This is a genomic window from Stieleria neptunia (assembly GCF_007754155.1).
GTDB classification, from domain to species: domain Bacteria; phylum Planctomycetota; class Planctomycetia; order Pirellulales; family Pirellulaceae; genus Stieleria; species Stieleria neptunia.
The window spans coordinates 10,898,713-10,919,906 of record NZ_CP037423.1; the positions used below are offsets into that span (position 1 = coordinate 10,898,713).

Below are 21,194 nucleotides of genomic sequence, written 5' to 3' on the forward strand. Positions count from 1 at the left end.
AGGCCCAATATCGATTGAGCCGAATCCGCTGGAAGGCAAACCGCATACCGGCTCGGCGATCCGTCAGAAAAAAGACTGCAAGCGTCAAAACGCCAACGGGTTACGAGCAGGGGAAAGATCGAACCCGGATCGAGAGACTGCCCGAAACAATGGGGATTCTCCAGAATAATGGAGATCCACGCGGGATCTTCATCGTTGGCTTATCGGTTCGGCCGTGTGATGCCCAGCTTGGCCATCCGAGCTTCGAGCGTCGTTGGTTTGATGTCCAGTTGTTCAGCCGCGCCACCGCTGCCACGAATCCGCCAGCCTGTTCGTTCAAGCACGAGCTGAATCTGGTCCCGTTCGACTTCCTTGAGCGTCTTGTGCGGCTGCGTGCCATCGCGTGACGTTGCCGGCATGTCGACATGCAGCGTGTCGCTGTCGGCCAGGATCATCGCGCGTTCCACGGCATTGCTCAACTCGCGGATGTTGCCGGGCCAGTCGTGGTCCTGCAGCTGCTTCATCGTCTTACGCGGAATCGTTTTGATGGACTTTCCCATCCGCCGTCCAAAGGATTCGACGAACGCCCAGGTCAGCGGCGGGATGTCCTCGCGCCGATCGCGTAGCGGCGGCACGCGGATGGGAAAGACGTTCAACCGGTAAAACAGATTCTTACGCGTGGCCGCTTCCAGGTCGCGGTTGGTTGCCGCAATGATCCGCACGTCGACCGAGATTGTCTTGGCGGTCCCCAGACGCTCAAACCGGCCATCTTGCAACACGCGCAGCAGTTTCGCCTGCAATTCCAGCGGGAATTCGCCGATCTCATCGAGAAACAGTGTCGATCCGTCGGCCAGCTCAAAGCGACCGATCTCCGCCGACGCGGCGCCGGTGTACGCACCTGCGGCGCGGCCGAACAATTCACTTTCGATCAACGTGGCCGGCAGCGACGCACAATTCACGACCACCATCGGGCGGCCCTTGCGATCGCTCAACTCGTGGATCGTTTGCGCGAGCAACTCCTTTCCTGTCCCGGTCTCTCCGGTCAACAGGACCGGCGCGTCGGTCGTCGCCACGCGTTCGACATCCGCCAGCACCCGTGTGATCGCGTCACTGTGGCCGATGATTTTTCCATGGTGGTGCTTCACGACGGCTTGTTCGCGAAGGTAGAGGTTCTCCTGCTCCAATTGCCGCCGAAGCCGTGTGTTCTCCGACATCGTTTTCTGCAGCAATTGCTCGTTGCGACGTCGCAACAATGCGTTGGCGAACACTTCTCCGATCAAGCCCAGTCGCGAGAGGATGTCGCGAGGCCACTCGCACCGCTTGCGGACGAATGCGAATGTCAGTCCGCCCAGTCGTTCGCCGCCCGCCTTGATCGGGATCGCAACATTCGATTGGATTCCCTCCTCCAGGCAATGCGCCCGCTCCTTGGCCGCTGCGGCAGGAAGATCCTGCGGGATCGAACGGAGAAAGACGTTCTTGCCACTGCGGAACTCGTTGATAAACCAAGGCAAATGCGAGACGGCGAATGGCCCGATCGGAAACGGCTGGCAATCCGGCACGGCGTACGAATGGGAGATCACCACATGATCCTCATCGTCACCAAACTCGACAAATGTACTGCGATCGTTACCCAGGAATTCCACCAGCGACCGTAGGCTCGTGTCGATCCGGCTATCAATTTGATCGCACGGAAGATTGACAAATCCGGCAGAAAGATCAGCCAGTAGCTGTTCAAAATGCAGTCGCTCCTGAATCTCCACGTCGACCGTGCGGCGCGCGGTGACATCGATCATCACGCCGACACGCACGCAATCGTCCGGAGGGTTCAAGGGTGATGGATCGTTCAGAAGCGACTCCATCACCTCGACGGCTGTGATGGTTCCATTGGCTTGGACGATGCGGGTCAGAAAGGGGGCGGTCTTCGTGTCTTCGGATCGCCATCGGCGCTGCGACTCGACCGCCGGGCGATCATCGGGGTGGACGAAACTGAGCAGTGGCTGGTCGATGATCAACGCAGGACTGCAGCCGAGCAATTCGCCCATCGCAGGATTGGCGTAACAGATCTGTCCCTTCTGGACCACGTACACTCCGGCCGGCGAATGATCGAACAGCAGGCGAAAGTCCCAGGGGGACGAATCCCATGGGGGCGGGGCGTCCAGCGGTTTGTCGTGACTCTCAGGTGATGCTCTTGTGTTGATGTCCCGCGTCGTAAGTTTATCGTTCATCAACTGCCAGCCTTGCGGTTCATGCCCCCATCATTGTTGTGGTCAGGGGTTTGTAACCAGCAACCCGTGCGGCTTCAATAGACACGCAGCGAAAATCAGGTCGGTCGTCTGCGGACTAACCCGCCCATTGCCGCAGCCATTTTTCCAGGATCAACAGGTTCCACAACCGGTAGCCGTGGTTGTTTTCCATGCGTTCGTGTTGTCCGACCAGTCGTTCGACGACCTCGCGGCGGAAGTACGGTGCGATCCGCGCGTCGTCGGCCAGCAGGGTGTCGTGGACCATCGGCTTGAGTTCCTTTCGGAACCAGGCACCGATCGGGATCCCAAACCCCATCTTCTTGCGGGTAAAGATCGACTTCGGGATCATCGATCCGAACGCGTCTTGGAGCAGCAGTTTGCCGCGCCGCCCGCGGAATTTTAGATGCACCGGCAGCGACGCGGCGAATTCGACGACGCGATGGTCCAGCATCGGCTGTCGCACCTCCAATGAATGGGCCATCGACGCGATGTCGACTTTGGTGCACAGGTCGCAGGGCAGATAGGACAGCATGTCGGTCGTCGACGCCCGGGTCACGACGTCGCGCCCCTCGCTGCGGTTCCAGATCGCGTCGAGGAACTCGAACGGGTCTTCGCCCGGCAACCGCTCGACAAACTCGTCGGTGTACAACTCGGCCCGCATGCGTTCGGGAAAGATCTGCAGCCAATTCAAATAACGTCGTGCTTCGGGCTGGCCGATCGCTTCCAAAAAACGCTTGGCGCGGCGGGTGATCGAATACTGTTTATTGTTGTCGGGGAATCGTTGAATCAGCCCGATGCCGGGTGTTTTATGAATCGGAAACATCCTCCGCAATCGCACGCTCAACCACAGCGCCCGGTAGCGATCGTAGCCGGCGAACAGTTCGTCGCCCCCGTCACCGGATAACGCCACCGTGACTTCGCGGCGTGTCAGTTCGGACAGGTACCAAGTCGGCACGGCGGACGAGTCGCCGAAGGGTTCGTCATAGTGCCAAACCAATTTGTCGATGATGTCCACGCCGTTGGGCTGGACTTCGAATCGCTGGTGGTTGGTCCCCAGGTGCTCGGCGACTTGGGCCGCGTAGCCGGTTTCGTCAAAGTCGGCGATCGGGAATCCGATGCTGAAGGTGCGGATCGGCATCTCGCCTTGTTGACGCTGTGCGAGCGCGGTGATCAAGGACGAATCGATCCCGCCGGACAAGAACGATCCCAGCGGCACGTCGCTTTGCAACCGCAGTCGGACCGAATCGGCCAGCAACTCGCGCAGCCGCTCAACCGCTTCGCCCTTGGATCGCGGCACTTCCACCGTGGGATCGAAATCCCAGTACGGTTGAACGACCAGTTTGCCTTTTTCAAAAATCGCCACATGGCCCGGCGGCAGTTTTCGAACGCCTTTCCAGATCGTTCCAGGGTGCGGGACATACTGATACGTCAAAAACTCATCGATCGCCGCGGGATCGATTTCGTTGCAGACGCCGGGGACGGCTGCCAAGCATTTCAGTTCGCTGCCGAAGACCAGTCGATCGCCGACCAGGGCATAGTACAGTGGCTTTTGTCCGATCCGATCTCGCGCCAGTACGAGTCGGCTGCGGCGTGTGTCCCAAATCGCGATCGCGAACATGCCGTTGAGTTCGGCGAAACAATCCGTACCGATGTCTTCATACAGGTGCAACACCGATTCGCCGTCGCCATCGGTGGCGAACTGATGGCCGCTGCCTTCGAGCCGATGGCGGAGTGCTTTGAAGTTGTAGATCTCGCCGTTGAAAACCATTCGCACGCCGCCGTCCTCGTTGGACATCGGCTGTGCGGCCCCCTCGACATCGATAATCGACAGCCGGCGAAATCCGAGTGCGACGCCGTAGTGTCGTCCTTGGCCGTCGCGTTGATCGTTGTCGATCCAAGCGCCGTCATCGTCGGGGCCGCGATGGGCGATCGCGTCGGTCATCTGCTTCAGCAGCGACGGATCGACGCGAAGAGACTCGCTTTGCCATACCGCTCCGGTGATTCCACACATTGAGTCAGATCAGCCTTGGTCCAGCTGGGGAAGCACTGCTTCAATGGCATCGACCATCTCGCGCATGGTTTGGAATCGTTGCTGCGGCTTCTTTTGAATCGCCCGCATGACGATTTCGTCTGCCGCCTTGGGGATCTTTCGTTCCGGTGACTTCTCGCTCGGTGGTGGCACCTCGCCGGAGATGATGTTGCGAAACGTCTGGTCGATGTTGGCGCCCCGAAACGGTTCACGGATCGCCAGCAATTCGTACATGCAGACACCGGCATTAAAGATGTCGCTGCGTTCGTCGATCGTCCGAGTGCCCTGGATTTGTTCCGGCGACATGTACAGCGGTGTGCCGGGTCGTTGCCCGCCGCCGGTCAGCGTCAGCAACTGCTGTTCGTCTTCTTCCTTTTGCAGCTTGGACGCGTCGTAGCGGGTGACCGTTTGGTCATCCATCGACCCCCAAACCTTGGCGGTCCCCCAATCCAACAGATAGACTTCGCCGAAATTGCCCAGCCAGATATTTTCGGGTTTGACGTCGCGATGAATCACGCCGCGTGCGTGGGCATAAGCCAAGGCCAGGCAGGCGTCCGAGAGTGCCGAGATCCGGCGAACCTGGGGATAACGTTTGGCGATTTGTTCATCGCCGCGGGCAATTTGCTTGAGGATCTCAAACAGATTGATCCCCGAAATCAATTTCATGGTGAAATAGATGCCGTGCACCAAGTCGTTGCCGATTTCGTAGACCGGGACCGTGTTGGGGTGCTGCAGCTGGGCGGTGACGCGAGCCTCGCGGAGCAGCCGCCGTTTCTCGTTGGGGATATTCCGGTGGTCGCTGTGCAGCATCTTGATCGCCACGGTCCGTCCGGTGACGGGGTCGAAGGCCGCACTGAGAACGCCGTTGCCCCCCCGGGCGATTTCGCGGAGCCCGGAATAACGGCGTATTCCGGAGGGCAATTTGCGTGGAAGATCGGGGTCGGTTCCGGACAGGATGATGGTCGGTTCGTTCTGCATCACGCTCGCCAATGAAGATAATGGACGCCATCATTCTAGCGCACCCGCAGGGACTCGGTTAGCCCAGCAGAAATGCGGCCGATTTGCCGTCTCCCGAGCCCCCCGTCACTTCGACGTCCGGGCCCGCGGTCCGAGTCGCCCGAACATGCGGTCCAGCTCGTCACGGCTGAAAAACAACGCCGTCGGCCGGCCGTGTGGACAGTGATGGGTGTCGTTGTACAAGTCACGCTGTTCCAGCAGGGCTTGGATTTCTTCGGGCCGCAGCGGATCGCCCGCTTTGACGGCCGCCTTGCAAGCTATCGTCGAGAGCAGATGATTCAGCAATTCGATCGGCTCGGGTTTTTCGCCGCCGCCGAGCACCGATTCCATCAGGGTTCGTAGCATGTCCGCCGGCGGCTTGTTCTTGAGCATCGCCGGGTACGATCGAATCACAATCGTATCGCCGCCGAATTCTTCGATTTCCATCCCGATCTGCGCCAGGGTTTCCTGGTGGTCCAGCACGGCGGTGCGTTCGGCCGGCGTCATCGAGACCGGTTCGGGGACCAGCAACCCTTGCGACTCGAGTGTTTGACCGCTCTCGAGTACCTTGCTTTTGACCCGCTCGTACAACACGCGTTCGTGCAGGGCGTGCTGGTCGATCACGACCATGCCCTTTTCGTCTTGCGTGACCAGGTAACGGTTGTGGACTTGAAATCCGAGATGGCAAACGGCGGGGTGATCGATGCCGGAATCGTCCGGCGATGCGGATTGCGGGCCGTCCCAGGGGGCCACGTTTTCGTCGCTCACCGAATCGGTCGTCGGCGTCGCAGCGGTGTCGTGGGGCATCGGTGGCGATCCGCCGCCGGGGAACGGTTGAAAGCTGGGGACCGAACCGAACGAGGGAATCGTACGCGTCGCGACGCCCGGGGCGGGTGCCGTCGCGGCCGCCGAGCCGCCGCCGGAATCGTCCCCGCGGGCCGGCGAGACGAACACGTCGGAGGGGCTGTTTCCGGTCCGCGCCCATTCGATCACCGATTGACGATGCGCCTGTTCGGCCCGCACCGGCATCCCCAGTTCACTGCGCGGTGCCGGCGTCAGATCCGCGTCGTCGGCAACCGGCGCGGGGCCGACCCGCTGCGTCATATCGGTGGTCAGGAAGTGGTGCCGTAGCGTCTGGAGCAATCGGCTGTACACTCGGCCGCCGTCGGTGAACCGGACTTCCAATTTCGTCGGGTGCACGTTGACGTCGATCAATTCCGGCGGCATCGACATCCGCAGGAAACAAACCGGGTGTCGCCCGACCATCAACAGCCCACGATAGGCCTCGCCCAGGGCGTGCTGCAGCGAACGGTCGCGAATGTGTCGGCTGTTGAGAAACAGGTACTGCATCCGCGAATTGCCGCGGCTGACCGACGGATCGCAGACATAACCTTGGACATGGATCTGGGAGTCGTCGCTGTTGATCGGGATCAACGAGTCGGCGATTTCGCCGCCGAAGAACGCCGCAATCCGCTCGCTCCATCGCTCCGTCACCGGCAAGTCGTAGAGCGGTTTGTCGTTGTTGTTGAGCACAAAGTGGATGTGCGAATTGGCCAGCGCGATCCGCGTGAAGGCTTCGACGATGTGCCCCTTTTCGGTCTGCGCGGTTTTCAAAAACCGATGCCGGACCGGCGTGTTGAAGAACAGGTTGCGGACTTCCATCACCGTTCCGACCGGGCAACCACACGGCTGTGGCGGCTCGATCACGCCTCCGCGAACCTGGATTTCGTTTCCCGCGTCGTCGCTGTCGGTGCGGCTGCGGATGGTCAGTTGTGACACGCTGCCGATCGACGCCAACGCTTCGCCGCGGAAACCGAGCGTGGAAACATGGAACAAGTCTTCGTCGGTCGGCAGCTTGCTGGTCGCGTGACTGGCCAACGCCAGCGGCAATTGATCGGCCGTCATCCCGCAACCATTGTCGCTGATGCGGATCATCTCGGTCCCGCCGCCGACGATCGACACTTCGATCCGAGTCGCCCCGGCGTCGACGCTGTTTTCCAGCAATTCCTTGACCACCGACGCCGGCCGCTCGATCACCTCGCCGGCGGCGATTTGGTTGATCAGATTGGGGGGCAGTTGGCGAATCGTCGGTAATGTTTTTGCTGTGGCATCCATGCCCGCAATTTACCCCTCCCAGCCCACCAGACCAACCGCCGAAACCCAAACGCCCCGAGAAAGGCCCTGTGACTGCTAGCAAGACGATCGCCGCCAGGGTTCGCGCTCCATCATCCTTCTGCCAGCTATCAATCTCGACAACCGAAGTCACCCTCCCTGGCAGAGGTTGTGCAGTTTTTTAAGTCGTTGATTTCAAAAGGTATTCATCACTCTCCCTCTGGGGGTTCTTCGTGGATTTTGGTGGCTAATCGCTCAGGACCCAGGTTTTTCGAGGCATTGCTGCGATGTCCGAATGGGGAGAGCGAGGACAAACGCTCGGTTCAAATGCCCCTCCGCCGACACGGGGGCCGGCGGAGGGCACGAAGCACCTTCGGTGCATCGCAGACCAGGTGATTCCTTGGCGGGTTGCCCCTCAGCCGCCGCAGGCCACAAGTGACCAAATGATTCCGAGGAACTGGGTGTGAGGATTATCATGTCGGATACGCGGCGGGTCGTGGAGGCCGTTCTCTACGTGGTGCTTCGTGCCCGCTTCTCAGCCTGGTCCCGGGAGTTTGCTTGAAAATGACATTGGTGGCTCGCCTCACGGCGTTGACCCCGTTTGAGAGAATAACAGAGCCCTACTCCCGCGCCTGCCGCGTTTTTCCGTTGAAGTCACCTTTCGGAGTTCCGCCATGGCCAAGAAGAAATCCTCTGGGAAACCTAAGCGTCGATCACGTGGTGGGTTTCCGATTGACAACGCACCCGTTCCACAATCACTTGACACAATCAACTTGAACGCTGCCGGCATCGATATTGGTTCGACCCAGCACTATGTTGCCGTGCCCTCCGATCGCGACTCATCACACGTTCGCTGCTTCGGCACCTTTACATCCGATCTGGCGTCGCTCGCAGATTGGTTGGAAGAGTGCGGCAATTTGTGTTCTGCGTTCTTACATGCGGCAACGAGCCATGCTCGTCGCCAACGCGAGCGAGCATATCCAACGGATGCAGAAGGCGATGATGGAAATGAATGTCCAGCTCCATCACGTCATTTCGGACATCACCGGCACCACTGGCACCACTGGCCTTGCCATTTTGGATGCCATTGTTGCGGGCAGTCGAGACCCTCACCTACTCGCAAAACTTCGCGATCCAAGGTGCAAAAATGACGAGTCGACGATCGCGAAAGCTCTGGAAGGCAATTGGCGTGAAGAACATGTATTTGCGTTAAAGCAGGCTCTGGAACTGTACCGTTTTTACGGTTCCAAACTGTCGGAAGTCGATTCCAAGCTTGAAGAACATTTGGGTACATTTTCCGACCGAAGTGACGGTGAGATTCTGCCGAAGCTGAAGGCTCCTAAAGCTGGAAGCAATAGCCCCCGGTTCGATATGCGCAATCAGCTCTACCGGGTGCTGGGCGTCGACATGACGACCATTGATGGGATTAGCGGTCAATCCGCAATCACACTGATTTCTGAAATCGGTACCGACATGAGTAGGTGGGCAACAGAGAAGCATTTCACTTCTTGGCTTTGCCTATGTCCGGGCAGTAAGAAGACAGGTGGGAAATTGCTCAGTGGTAAAACACGTACAAGTGCGAACCGAGCCGCCGCCGCACTTCGAACAGCCGCCGCGTCCCTGGCACGATCAAACTGCGCCTTAGGAGCGTTCTTTCGCAGGATCCGTTCCCGTCTTGGTTCACCCAAAGCGATCACGGCGACGGCCCACAAGCTCGCGAAAATAGTTTATGGGATGCTGAAGTACGGGAGGGAATATGTCGATGTCGGCAACGACTATTACGAACAGCAATACAAGAAGCGAGCAATGCAAAACCTGGCGAAACGGGCAGCTGCACTCAACCTGCGAGTGGTCCCCAATGAACTAGCTGGGTAGGAAGTTCCTTGAGAGCAGAGCCCGCCTCCGCTTCACCTGGCTTCGCCATCCTACCGAACAGAACCATCGGACATCGCAGTCATCCCTCAAAAAACCTTCCCCGAGTATTCGAGAGCTCCCACCAAAAATCCGCGAAGAACCCCCTCTGGGAGAGTCGAGCGTAGCGAGGAGAGGGTTCTCTGTGCTGCTTGGGGCGCGACTCTTGCAGGTGAGGTAAATTCGCGATTCACCGTTCGACCTCCCCTCGCTTCGCTCGACCCTCCTGCCAGGAGGGTTGCTTTGTAAACCGCACGACCTCCACACGGGAGGGTGACTTCTTAACTTGGTGCAATCCCGCCGGCCACGTCGATGAACTGGCCGGTGGTGAAACTGGAGCGATCCGACAGGAGCCAGAGGATCGCTTCAGCCACGTCTTCCGATCGACCGGCGCGCCCCAGCGGAAGCGTGGCACCGATGCGTTGGGCTCGCCCCGGTTCTCCACCGTCGGCATGGATCTCCGTCTCGATGATCCCCGGCCGGACCGCGTTGACCCGGATCCCTCGACCGGCGACCTCCTTGGCCAAGCCGATCGTCAGCGAATCGATCGCCCCTTTGGAAGCGGCGTAGTCGACATATTCGTGGGGTGATCCCGTGCGCGAGGCGATCGAGGACACGTTGACAATGTTGCCGCCGGTTTTCATTCGCTGGAGCGCTTCGCGACAGCAGAGAAAGGGGCCGAACACATTGACGGCAAGAATTCGATTCAATCGTTCTGCCGTGATCGATTGCACCGGTGTTTGAGGCTGCAGTATTCCAGCGTTGTTGACGAGCGCATCGAGTCGTCCCCAGCGATCGTCGACCGAAGCAAAAAGTCGTTTGATCTGATTCTCGTCGGAAACGTCCGCCTGGACTGCGAACGCATCGCCTCCGCCGGCAACGATCTGCGCCACGACGGAATCGGCCGCATCCGATCGCTGGCGGTAATTGACCGCAACGCGATACCCGTTCCGGCCGAGAAGTGTTGCTGTCGCGGCACCAATCCCCCGACTTGCTCCCGTCACAATGGCAACCTTTTCGGTCATCGCTCTCGTCTCCCTCATGGCAAGCTAGTATTCCGTTGAGGCTGCGTTGAGATTCAGTCCGCAACCGTCGCAAACATCGCCCAGATCAAGCAGATCATGCATGCGAGGTAGCAACACCACCACATCCAAAACCCGTAGGGACCGGTGACAACCTGAATCATCAATCCGGCGACAAGGAGCCCAAGGGATGTCAGGAATCTGGCTCGTGCCGACGCAAACCTGGCCGGACGTTTCAGAAACGGCGTTTGCAAATCACGCAAGTCGTCCGGGTTGACGATTGGTGTCGGTCGGTAGGGGTTGGAGTCGTTCATTCAAACTTGAACGTCAGTTGAACCTGTGCCGAGAGCGTTTGTTCGCCGGTTTGAACGGGCACCGACGAACGCGCTTCGGCCATCGCCATGAAACGCATCGGCGCGGGCTGACCGCCGCCGGAGTGGTCGCGGATTGCAACCAACCGACCGAGCGTGACGCCCGCTTCCTTGGCCATCAAGCCGGCCTTTCGCTTGGCGTCACGGATGGCTTTGTTGCGGGCTTCGTCCATTAAGGTTTCCGACTCGGCGATCGAGAAGCTGATTCCGTTGATTTGGTTCGCGCCGGCCGTGACGACTTGATCGAGCACGCCGCCCAACGATTCAATCTTTCGCACCCGGATGTGGACCTGGTTGGACACTTGATAACCGTCGATCTTGGGCGGTTCCCCGCCGGGATTGCGCATGCGTTGGTAGCGGGGCGAGACGTTGAAGCTGCTGGTCTGGATGTCTTTTTCCGCGATGCCAAGCTGCTTGAGTTTCTCCAGCAGCCGCTCCATCTGTTCGTTGTTTGCAGCCAATGCCGCTTTCGCGCTTTCCGACTCGACCACGACGCCGACGTTGATCGCGGCGACATCGGGCACGCCGTTGACTTCCCCCGTGCCGCTGACGACGATCACCCGGTTGGCGGTGCCGGTTTCAGAGTCGGGTTCCTGGGCAGCGATCCCCAGGGGCAGCAGCAACAAGGCAGCGACGAATGTTATACGTGTGTTCATAAGTTGAGTTCCATTTTTGGATCTGCCATTTTTGTATCTGACCGTGCAGCTGCACCGGCGTGGCGGTCGGTTGCAAGCAGCTGCTCAGAATTCACACTAATGGACCATCGATGGAGCGTCAATCGAAGGCGTGTGACCGATCAAACCTAGTTGCCTTCGCGAGATAATTCTGCAGTTTTTAATGTCACCCTCCTGGCAGGAGGGTCGAGCGCAGCGAGGGGAGGTCGAACGCTCAATCGCGGCGTTCATGTTGCGATTGTTGGGCGTGTCCCAAGCAGCAAAGCAAACCTGCTCCTCGCTTCACTGGACTCTCAAAGGGGGCATTGGTGTCTCCACAACTTTTGCGTGTCAGATCTGGCGGGAGTGGGTGCTTTCGGCCAACGGCCGTTTACAGCCGTAGCCTTGGGCATCGCCCAAGGTCCGCAAACGTAAACGAGAGGGATTGGCCAACGGCCATAAACAAATGCTCGGTCAAATGCGAAAGTTGTGCATGACCTCCAGAAGATGGATCCCCAGTGTTTACCACGCACTGGCGAGTGTCGTTAAGCCAACGTTTGATCCGCCATGGCGGTTATACTTGGCAACGGGCGGAATCGAAGTATCCGATCTCTTCAAGTGGGATAGGCTTCCAGCCCAGGGCTGTAAGGGTATCGCGTGACCGCGATTTTTGTGTATTCCCGTGTTTTACGCTACACGGAGGTTCGCGATGTCATCGAAAGTTTTTGATCGGTTTGTAACCAAGGCACCATTTGCTGTCATGACCAGGGCGCTCACGCAGGACTTTATCGGGAGCGATTTGCAACTGGTTTTCGATAACAATCGAGAAAAGCAGTATGAGTACCTCGCCACATTCCAGGCAGTGGCGATGACGGTCGCTGACGTGGCCTTGAATTTCAGCGAGAATTTCAATCAAGCCTACAAGGAGCACAAAGAGAATCTCGACGTTTCTCGACAGTCATTCTATGCCAAAACCAGAGGCATAGAACCAGCGGTAAGTGAGTCGCTCGTTTCGCACGCGGCAAAGCGGACTATCCAAATGCAAGACGCGATGGGGTTCACACCCTGGGAATTGCTTCCAGGTTATCGTTGCTTGAGTATTGATGGGAATGTCTTGGCGAAGTCTGACAAAAGATTGAAAGACCTTCGAGACGTCAAGGGTGCACCGTTGCCGGGTAAACTAGTCGCGAGGTTTGACCTACAGCGACAGGTGTTTGACCGCGCGTACGTGCTGCTTGACGGCCACGCGCAAGAGTCGACGTGTTGCGATCGGATCGTGGATGATATCCAGCCGAATGATGTCGTAATTGCGGACCGGCATTATTGCATCGTCCCATTCCTCAACAAACTCGCTCAATCCAAAAGCTTCTTCGTGATCCGCCAGCACGGGCGTTTGAAAGGCGTTTTACTGGGAAAACGCAAACGCATTGGCCGCAGCAGCACAGGCGTAGTCTACGAACAAGCGTTGAAACTATCTGCTGCCGAAGATGCCATGGTGGTTCGCCGAATCACTGTCATATTGGACTCGCCAACGCGAGATGGCGACGAAGAGATTCACGTGTTGACGAATCTTCCCGCCACAGTTTCGGCTAAGGACGTGGCAGAGGTTTACCGGCATCGCTGGGAAGAAGAAACCGCGTTCAATATTTTACAGATGACGCTCACTTGCGAGAAATCAGGTGTCGGTCATCCCAAAGCAGCAACGTTCCTGTTTTGTATGTCGCTGCTCGCGTTCAATCTTCGACAAACCATCTTTGCGGCTTTGTTTGCGACCCATGACGAATCAGAGGTGGAAGCGATCAGCCACTTTCACGTCTCAAAAAATGTCTCCGATAAAACCGAAGGGATGTTGATTGCGATCACCGAGGACGAGTGGGCAGAATTGATTCCGACGACAATCAAAGGCCTCGTCGCGATGCTGAAGAAGATCGCTCGGACGATCGACCTAAAGGAGTACAGAAAATCGGTCCGCGGCCCGAAGAAGAAAAAGCCGCACCGATCAAGGAATGTAGCCTCGTCTCATGTTTCGACCGCGAAACTGCTAGGATTGACCTAGCAGGATACCCTTACAGCCCTGGGCTTCCAGCCTGTCATGACAGCATCGACAGGCTGGAAGCCTATCCCACTCATTTTCCGTTCGTTGCTTCGTTCTTTCCAGAATTCTTCAGTCGACCACGCGGAGCCGTTCTGACATGCCGACCCTGATCCTCTCCCACTGCTGCCGATCCAATCGTTCTTCGGCATGGCTGCTCGTTCTTCTTGCCTGCGTTGCCGGGTTGGATGCCACGCCGTCGCTCGTTGCACAAGACGACGGCACGCGATCCGAGCCGGCCGATCCGCTGTCCATCAAACTATTGGAAATGGACTTGACCGCGACTGCCAAACTGTTCGCCCGACATGATTTGGATGACGACGGGGCGCTCAGCAAGTCCGAGTGCGAGCGGCTCAAGTGGACCAGCGAAGAGATCCGTCCGTTTGATCTCAATCGCAGCGGCGACCTGCAGCATGTCGAAGTCACGCTCAAGCTGGCAACCGAACGTGAAAACGCAGGCATCGTTCAGATGGATTCGATCCTGGCCGACCGTTACACCAAGCGTTACGACAGCAACCGAGACGGCAAATTGCAGCTGCGGGAATTAGAGGACAACACGTTTTCGGACCAGATCGACAGCTACGACCGAAATTCCGACGACGAACTTTCTCCGGAGGAACTGATTCGCGGATTGGCGTTCGAGCGCAAGTTTCGCGACGAACTGGGCGTCAAGGGTTGTGACCAAGGCGGCGCGATGTCGCTGATCAACCAGGGCGATGCCAACGGGGATCGTCAGCTGGGCGGCGACGAACTTGAAACGGTGGGGTTGGATGCGGCAACGATGAAGTTCGATCGAAACGACAGCGAATCGTTGTCGGTCTCGGAGCTGGCCGAATACTTGGCCGATCGCCGCATGCGGATGGGCATGACACCCTCGGATCAACTGCTCGCCCGCAACGTGATTCGCAGGGCCGATCAGGACGGCGACGGCTTGGTGTCAGCGGATCGGTTTCGTCAAGCTGACAGCGATTTGGACCTCGGCAGCCCCGACGAGAACGGTGACGGAAATCTGTCCCTGTTGGAGATGGAAACCTACTTGGCCAAACAACGCCAACGCCTTGGGTTTGACGACGAAGCCGCCAAGCGTGCATCGATCTTGATCGCCAGAAACGATTCCAACGGCGACCGCAAGCTTTCCAAGGCGGAACTGGTCGCCAGCGGCGCCAACCGCGACAGCCCGCTTTCGCCCCAAAAGCTCAGCCTGGTCGATCAAGACGGCGACGCGGCCATCGACATGAAAGAACTGGCCCGGTTCATCCAAAAAACCAAATGAAAGGTAGGAAAAAGTCGGTCGCTGGAATTTGAGACCGGTGGGCAACGATCGGGTCTCGTTTTTGTCGCACCCTTTTTCTGCCTTCCTTTCCAGAAGACCAGGCTCTGGCGTTCCAATCGCTGCAACCCTTCCAGCGAGAGGCGTTGAGTCCGGTTTCAACTTCACTCGAATTGGACTGCCTGAACCGGACACCTAGTGTTGGGCGGGGGAGTCCGCCACCCGAGTCGTGCGGCACCCTGTTTTGAATGGGAGCCAACGAATCAGGGGAACCTTGAGTGTCAGATACATCTTCCGCTTTCACCACCGGATTTCAGCTCGGCGACGCCGTCACCGCCAAGTCTCAGCCCGACATCACGGGGGTCGTCATGAATGCAATGACGGGGGCTGCTGAGGCGCAATATGTCGTCTTCATGGAGGGGGCTCCGAAAACGTACTACGAATCGCAACTGCAGCGTGCGGTGGATTCCAAGCCGGTTTCGCAACGGATCCCGGTCGAACGCTTTAACGCCTACCTCAGTTCCCTTCAGATTGAGCATCCCAGTGCGTCGACACTGTATTCCCTCCACTCGGCGAAAATCGAGAGCATTCCCTATCAATTCCGACCGGTCCTAAAATTCATTCGGTCGGATCGTCCGCGACTCTTGATCGCCGACGGTGTCGGAGTCGGAAAGACGATCGAAGCCGGGTTGATTCTCAAGGAGATGCAGTCCCGACGAGACCTCAATTCGGTCTTGATCATTTGTCCCAAGCCGCTGATTGTGGAAAAGAAATGGCAAGCGGAAATGCAGCGATTCGACGAGCGCTTTACCCAGCTTGACGGGAAGGAACTGCGTCACTGTATCGACGAATTCGCACGCGAAGGTGAGTGGCCCTCGCAACACTCCAAGACGATTCTGCCTTATTCGTTGTTGGACGAAGCCCTGCTTTCCGGGACCGCCAAAGGCCAACGACTCGGCCGGCCCGGATTGGAACAGTTGGACCCTCCGCCGCGTTTCGACCTGGTGATCGTCGATGAAGCTCATCATGTCCGGAACCCTTCCACGTTGAAGCATCAGGCCGTCAAGTACTTTTGCGATCAAGCCGACGCAGTGGTGTTTCTCACCGCAACACCCCTGGAAATGGAATCCGGCGACCTTTACGAATTGCTGCACCTGCTGAGGCCCGACCTGATTGTCGATCGCCCCAGTTTTGAACACATGGCGGCGCCGAATGCACATCTCAATCGCGCCATCGGAGCCCTGCGCGGCTGCTGTGAAAATTGGCGATCGGATGCACTCGACGCGATCGCCGAGGCGGGAGAAACGCCTTGGGGCCGCAGCATGCTGGCTCGCAATCCGATTTTTTCGGCCGTCAAGGCAACGCTCAACCGATGTGATGCGAGTGACGAAGACCGTGTTCGGTCCATCAAACAACTCGAAGGGTTGCATTCCTTTTCAGGAATCATCAACAGGACGCGCCGCCGCGACATCGGGACGTTCACGATCCGTCGCCCGGAAACGATCGAAGCGGAGTTTACCGAATCTCAGCGTCGTCTTCACGACAGGGTTCTCGACCTCCAGTCAAAGATTCTGCAAAGCTTGCACGGCAATACCAGCGTCAAGTTCATGATGACGACGATTCGTCGACAGGCGGCAAGCTCCCTGTTCGGACTCGTTCCATTGCTCGAAGATATTCTCAAGCGGCGATTCGAGGAATTGCGGCAAGACGGATTGGACGAAGACATCGAGTCGATCGACCACCGTGCAATCGAGCAGATCGAAGATCAGGTTCGGCAGGTCATCCAGGACGCGAGCAATCTGGATCACACCGATGCGAAACTTCACAGTCTGCTAGAGATCTTACTGGAACGAAAGCAGTTGCCCAATTACCGCGTCATGGTGTTCAGCGCGTTCCGTCACACGCTCACGTATTTACACGAACAACTCAGTCGCCAAGGACTTCGCGTGGGCGTCGTCCACGGCGGAACACCGGACGAAGATCGAGTGCAAATGCGGCAGCGATTCAAGTTGCCCTGTGAAGCAAGCGAAGCGCTCGACGTGCTCTTGTTCTCCGAGGTGGGATGCGAGGGCCTGGACTATCAATTCTGCGATTGCATCGTCAATTATGACCTGCCGTGGAACCCGATGCGAATCGAGCAGCGTATCGGTCGAATCGATCGACGCGGACAGCAAAGCGAATGTGTCTCGATCTACAACCTCATTACGCCGGGGACCGTCGACGCCGAAATCTACCAGCGTTGTCTCAAACGCATCGGTGTCTTCGAACGTGAAATCGGTGCCGGAGAAGAAATACTCGGCAAGATCACGCGAACGCTTCACGACATTGCCGAGAACCAGCAGTTGACCGAAGAGGAGCGGAGAGAACAGTTGCAACAATTGGCCGACAATGAGATCCGCCTGCTTCAAGAGAAACAAGAACTGGAAGAAAAACAGTTCGATCTCCTCGGGCTACAGGTTTCCAACACCGATGTGGACGACGCCACCAGTTTCTGGCTGGAGCCCGCGGCGCTTCAAAACCTGGTCACGGAATACTTGGAAGATCGCGTGGGAGGAAGTCACGAGTTCATTTCAGGAGGAACCGATCTCAAGACGTTGAGGCTGTCACGTGAGGCGCGGCAACTGTTGCTCGAAGACTTTTTTCGTCTGCCCGCCGACCGGGCCGAGAGTTTTCGACGATGGAAACATTGGCTCAAGGACAGTGACCAGCGTCTGGCAATCGCGTTTCGATCGGAGTGCGCCGCAGAGGCACCTGATGCCACGCTGATCACCCCGCAGCATCCGCTGGTGCGACAAGCTTCTGCCTACATCAACGATGTGCTGCGCGAGCCGGTGGTCGTCTGCGAAGTCGCCAGTACCGAGATCCCGCCCGGCTCCTATCCGTTTGTCATCTACGAGTGGAAGTACGACGGATTGCACCAGGACCTTCGTCTGATTCCGATCGCCAAGGATGACGACGTCACGGCGGAACTCCTTCGCTGGCTCGAGACGGCGTCCGACGCAAGTCGTTCGGCCGAAACGATTCTGGATGATGGTGAGCTTCGCGAGCTTGAAGATCGCCATTACCGCTTGTGGGCCGAATCCAGGAAAGAGCATTGCGACCAAATGGCACGCATCGTTTCCTTCCAAAAAGAAAGCCTCGATGCAAGCCACCAAGCCGCCTCCGAAGTGTGTCTCGCACAACTGAAGATGGCCAAGGATGAAAAAATTCGGCGGATGCGACGCAAACAGTTGGAAAATGCCGAGGCCGCCTACCAGCGTCGATCCGCGGAACTCGAACAAATGGCTGGGCGTGCCGATATCGTGACACGACTGGTCGCCCGCGGCACCGTGATCGTCAACGGGGGCCAATGATGCCAGTCGATTACGATCGAATTTGTCGAGAGAATCTCCGGAAGTTCGGTGAGGAAACGGCGCATCTGGAGATCCTCCGCGCGCTGTACAACAAACGGACACACTTCATCTACGAGCTACTTCAAAACGCGGACGATGCGGAAGCGAAGCAAGTTCTGTTCGAAGTCGATTCCGGCGCCTTCATCTGCCGGCACGACGGTCGCCTGTTTGCCGAACAGGATGTCATCGGAATCAGCGCCGTTTGCAACAGCACGAAAGTCTCGAATCTCAGCAAGATCGGCAAGTTCGGCATCGGGTTCAAGTCGGTCTACAACTACACTCGGACGCCCCAAGTGCATTCCGGTGAAGAGCACTTTCGAATTGAGCACTATGTTCGTCCCCGCCCGATCGCTCCCGAGCCTCATCTGCCTGGTTGCCCGACGAGCTTTGTCCTACCGTTTGACGCCGAGATCGACGCGGCGACGGCGCAACAGGAAATCGGCGAGGAACTGATATCGCTGATCCCTCGAAATTTGTTGTTCCTCAATCATCTTCACCGTGTTGAATTCCGGATCGCGAATCGGCCATCGGTTTCACTCTTTCGTACGATCGACGACAGGGGGACTCACGCCTGGGTGTCGGTCTCTCGTGCGTCTGAGGACTCGAGTTCGCAAGAACATTGGTTGGTCTTTCAGCGGCCCGTCGTGCGTTCCGACGCGGACGGTCAAAACCGCGTGCAAATCGCATTCAAGCTTGAACGTGATACCGACGGCGGTCGTCCACGCGTCGAGCCGCTTTCCTCGCCGCCGTTGTATGTTTCGTTTCCCACCGAACGACGTTTGCAAGTCGGCTGCATCATTCAGGGGCCATTCCGCACCAACCCGGCGCGCGACAACGTCCAAGAGGCAGACCAATGGAACCGTCACCTTGCCGACGAAACGTCACAACTGCTCGCCGATACTCTGCCGGAACTTCGCGCCCTCGAGCTGCTGACAGCGGAACTGTTGCAATCCTTGCCGATCCAGCAGTCTGCTTTTCCCGAAGGATCTCTGTTTGCGCCCCTCTTTGACGCCACAAAGCTGGTTCTCGGCACTCAACCGCTGTTGCCGGCGGACGACGGTTCATTCATCGAAGGCGCCGTAGCGCGCCTCGCCGGCTCCGATGACGTTCGTGACCTGATCGATGCGTCACAGCTTTCGGAGCTTACCGCCGATTCGCGGCTTGCCGTCGATTCACGTTCGGCCAAATGGCTCAGCGGAGACATCACCGCAAACAAAACGCCCGTGTTGAGGCGATTCCTGGTTGAAGAGCTTGGCGTCGAGGAGTTTCGGGCCAATCGTATTGGGGAACTGCTGACCGACGAATTTCTTCAGGCCCAAGAAGATGCATGGATGATTCGGCTGTATCAGTTTCTGCTGCACCGCGAATCACTCTGGTCGCAGCGCGGCGGTGGACGTCCCGGTGAATTGAGAAACAGGCGGTTGATTCGATTGGACTGTGGCCGTCATGTGGCGCCGTTTGACGAACACCTGTCACCCCTGGCATACCTTCCGAGCGAACGATGCAATACGTTTCCAGTGGTGAAACGGTCGATCGCCAGTGACCCGTTCGCGACCGAGTTCCTCCAGCGGTTAGGGCTCACCGAACCGGATTTGACGGATGAAGTCCTCTTTGGCATCCTGCCCAAATACGACGATGCCGTCGACACGAATCCGGTTGACATCGATTCATACTGGGAAGACGTGTCGCAGATTGTTGCATCGCTCCAACACACCGATTCCATGTCGGTGGAAAAATGGAACCGTCTCCAGAGGCGACTTCAAGAGACCCCGTTTCTGCTCGCTGAAGACGTGCATGGAAGGACCGGCCTGGAGCGACCGGCCGCGATTTATCAGCGATCGCCCGAATTGCTGGCCTATTTTGCGGGGAATGATCAGGCACGCTTCCTAACGTCGGACGTCGCCCCGCGCGTCGAGCCGGGGCTAGCGAAGCTGCGTATCGCTTCGCTTCCCCGGATCCGTCCATTGACTCCAGACTTATCCGATGAACAGCTTGCCGAACTCAGGGGCGGTCAAAAGTCGACTCGGGAAGAAACGCTCGTCGATTTTGATCTCGATGGGCTGCAACACGCTCTGATGCAAATTCAGAACGCGGGTCCCCAGCTGGCCTTGGCACGATCCCTCTCGCTTTGGAATCTGCTCGAGCGTTTGTATGCGGACGGAAACGGCCGCGGATGGGAAGGAGAGCATCGGTGGTACTACCGCACCGAACAGGTTCGGTATTTCAACTCCCGTTTGGTGAAAACGCTCCAAGAAAGCGCCTGGCTGCCGACCTCCGAGGGGACGTTACGGCGTCCCACGGAAGTCGCGTTTGACGACCTGCCGTCTGGCTTTACGCCACACAAAAAACTGATCGACCTGCTCGGGTTCCGCCAGTCGGAGCACGACGCGAGCGAGCGTGCGGCAGAGTTGCTAAGACCGTTTGGTGTGACCGCCGATGACCTGAAATTGATTCAACAGGATCCGGATGGGTTTCAGCATTGGAGAGAATCGCAGCAGCGATCAAGGTCCCGCGAACACTTTCCAGATCGCCCTTCATCGAACCCGCAACGACGCGAGGAAAGGGTGATGGAGGAGGTTGCCGCTGCCCCAGAAAAACAGTTCGAATCCAAAACCAGGACGGTCCGTGTTTCCAAGAGCGGCATGGAAATGCGCACTTGGCTGAGACGCCAATACACCGACGATTCGGAACAGATGTATTGCCAGATCACTCAACAGGTCATGCCGTTCCGAAAACGGAACGGTGACCACTATTTTGAAGCCGTCGAAATGTTTAGTGGTTTGGGCAAAGAACATCGCGCCGCCTATCTGGCCCTCTCTCCGGTCGCAGCCGCGAAGTACAAGGAATTCGTCAAGGCGGATGCAAAGGCGATGGAAGTATTTTGTGCGAGGATTCTGAAAACGACAGAGAATCAAATCCCACTCGAACTCGGTGATGAACGCGTGAACGTCCGATTCACCGACCAGCACGCGCGCGATCTGCGCACCCTGTTGAAACAACTCGCCCCACTCCGAACTCCGTCACCGGCTGATCCACCAATCGGACCGCATCCTGTTGCCTTTCCGCAAACCGAAATCCCGACGATCAACTGTAACCGTACACCAGAACCGTTGTAGGTGCAGGG

11 protein-coding genes and 1 pseudogene are annotated in these 21,194 nt (G+C 57.8%); 5 read left to right on the forward strand and 7 right to left on the reverse strand.

Annotation, left to right across the window (positions count from 1 at the left end):
• Window positions 1-200 precede the first annotated feature (200 nt).
• From Enr13x_RS37330 to mutL, 4 genes are all read right to left on the reverse strand, one after another.
• Window positions 201-2,204: a sigma 54-interacting transcriptional regulator gene (locus Enr13x_RS37330; RefSeq protein ID WP_145391985.1), complete on the reverse strand. Its 2,004-nt coding sequence runs from the start codon at window positions 2,202-2,204 to the stop codon at window positions 201-203.
• 115 nt (window positions 2,205-2,319) lie between these two features.
• Window positions 2,320-4,233, reverse strand: a complete 1,914-nt coding sequence (gene asnB / locus Enr13x_RS37335) for an asparagine synthase (glutamine-hydrolyzing) (RefSeq protein WP_145391986.1) — start codon at window positions 4,231-4,233, stop codon at window positions 2,320-2,322.
• Window positions 4,234-4,242: 9 nt separating this feature from the next.
• On the reverse strand, window positions 4,243-5,229 hold the full coding sequence (locus Enr13x_RS37340) for a serine/threonine protein kinase (RefSeq protein WP_145391987.1): 987 nt from the start codon (window positions 5,227-5,229) through the stop codon (window positions 4,243-4,245).
• 105 nt (window positions 5,230-5,334) lie between these two features.
• Entirely contained in the window at window positions 5,335-7,362 is a 2,028-nt protein-coding gene (gene mutL / locus Enr13x_RS37345; protein WP_145391988.1) for a DNA mismatch repair endonuclease MutL, read from the reverse strand.
• Between the two features lie 728 nt (window positions 7,363-8,090).
• On the opposite strand from mutL, the pseudogene Enr13x_RS37350 reads away from it, so the two are divergent.
• Window positions 8,091-9,234, forward strand: a pseudogene (locus Enr13x_RS37350) (transposase).
• A gap of 317 nt (window positions 9,235-9,551) precedes the next feature.
• Here Enr13x_RS37350 and Enr13x_RS37355 read toward each other — a convergent pair.
• From Enr13x_RS37355 to Enr13x_RS37365, 3 genes are read right to left on the reverse strand one after another with little or no spacing between them, the layout of a single operon-like run.
• Window positions 9,552-10,295, reverse strand: a complete 744-nt coding sequence (locus Enr13x_RS37355) for a glucose 1-dehydrogenase (protein WP_145391989.1) — start codon at window positions 10,293-10,295, stop codon at window positions 9,552-9,554.
• Between the two features lie 53 nt (window positions 10,296-10,348).
• Complete coding sequence (locus tag Enr13x_RS37360) at window positions 10,349-10,606, reverse strand: DUF3684 domain-containing protein (RefSeq protein WP_145391990.1); 258 nt, start codon at window positions 10,604-10,606, stop codon at window positions 10,349-10,351.
• Entirely contained in the window at window positions 10,603-11,319 is a 717-nt protein-coding gene (locus Enr13x_RS37365) for an SIMPL domain-containing protein (RefSeq protein ID WP_145391991.1), read from the reverse strand. The genes Enr13x_RS37360 and Enr13x_RS37365 overlap by 4 nt, the downstream gene beginning before the upstream one ends.
• A gap of 757 nt (window positions 11,320-12,076) precedes the next feature.
• On the opposite strand from Enr13x_RS37365, the gene Enr13x_RS37370 reads away from it, so the two are divergent.
• The 4 genes from Enr13x_RS37370 to Enr13x_RS37385 all read left to right on the forward strand — a co-directional run bounded on the left by Enr13x_RS37370 (window position 12,077) and on the right by Enr13x_RS37385 (window position 21,186).
• A complete protein-coding gene (locus tag Enr13x_RS37370) occupies window positions 12,077-13,372 on the forward strand; it encodes a transposase (protein ID WP_197455625.1) in 1,296 nt (431 codons plus the stop codon).
• 136 nt (window positions 13,373-13,508) lie between these two features.
• Window positions 13,509-14,681 carry an EF-hand domain-containing protein gene (locus Enr13x_RS37375; RefSeq protein ID WP_145391992.1) on the forward strand — a complete coding sequence of 391 codons (1,173 nt, stop codon included), beginning with the start codon at window positions 13,509-13,511 and terminating at the stop codon, window positions 14,679-14,681.
• 275 nt (window positions 14,682-14,956) lie between these two features.
• A complete protein-coding gene (locus tag Enr13x_RS37380; protein ID WP_197455661.1) occupies window positions 14,957-18,031 on the forward strand; it encodes a DEAD/DEAH box helicase in 3,075 nt (1,024 codons plus the stop codon).
• Entirely contained in the window at window positions 18,028-21,186 is a 3,159-nt protein-coding gene (locus Enr13x_RS37385; RefSeq protein WP_145391993.1) for a sacsin N-terminal ATP-binding-like domain-containing protein, read from the forward strand. Before Enr13x_RS37380 ends, Enr13x_RS37385 begins: the two co-directional genes overlap by 4 nt.
• Window positions 21,187-21,194: the final 8 nt, after the last annotated feature.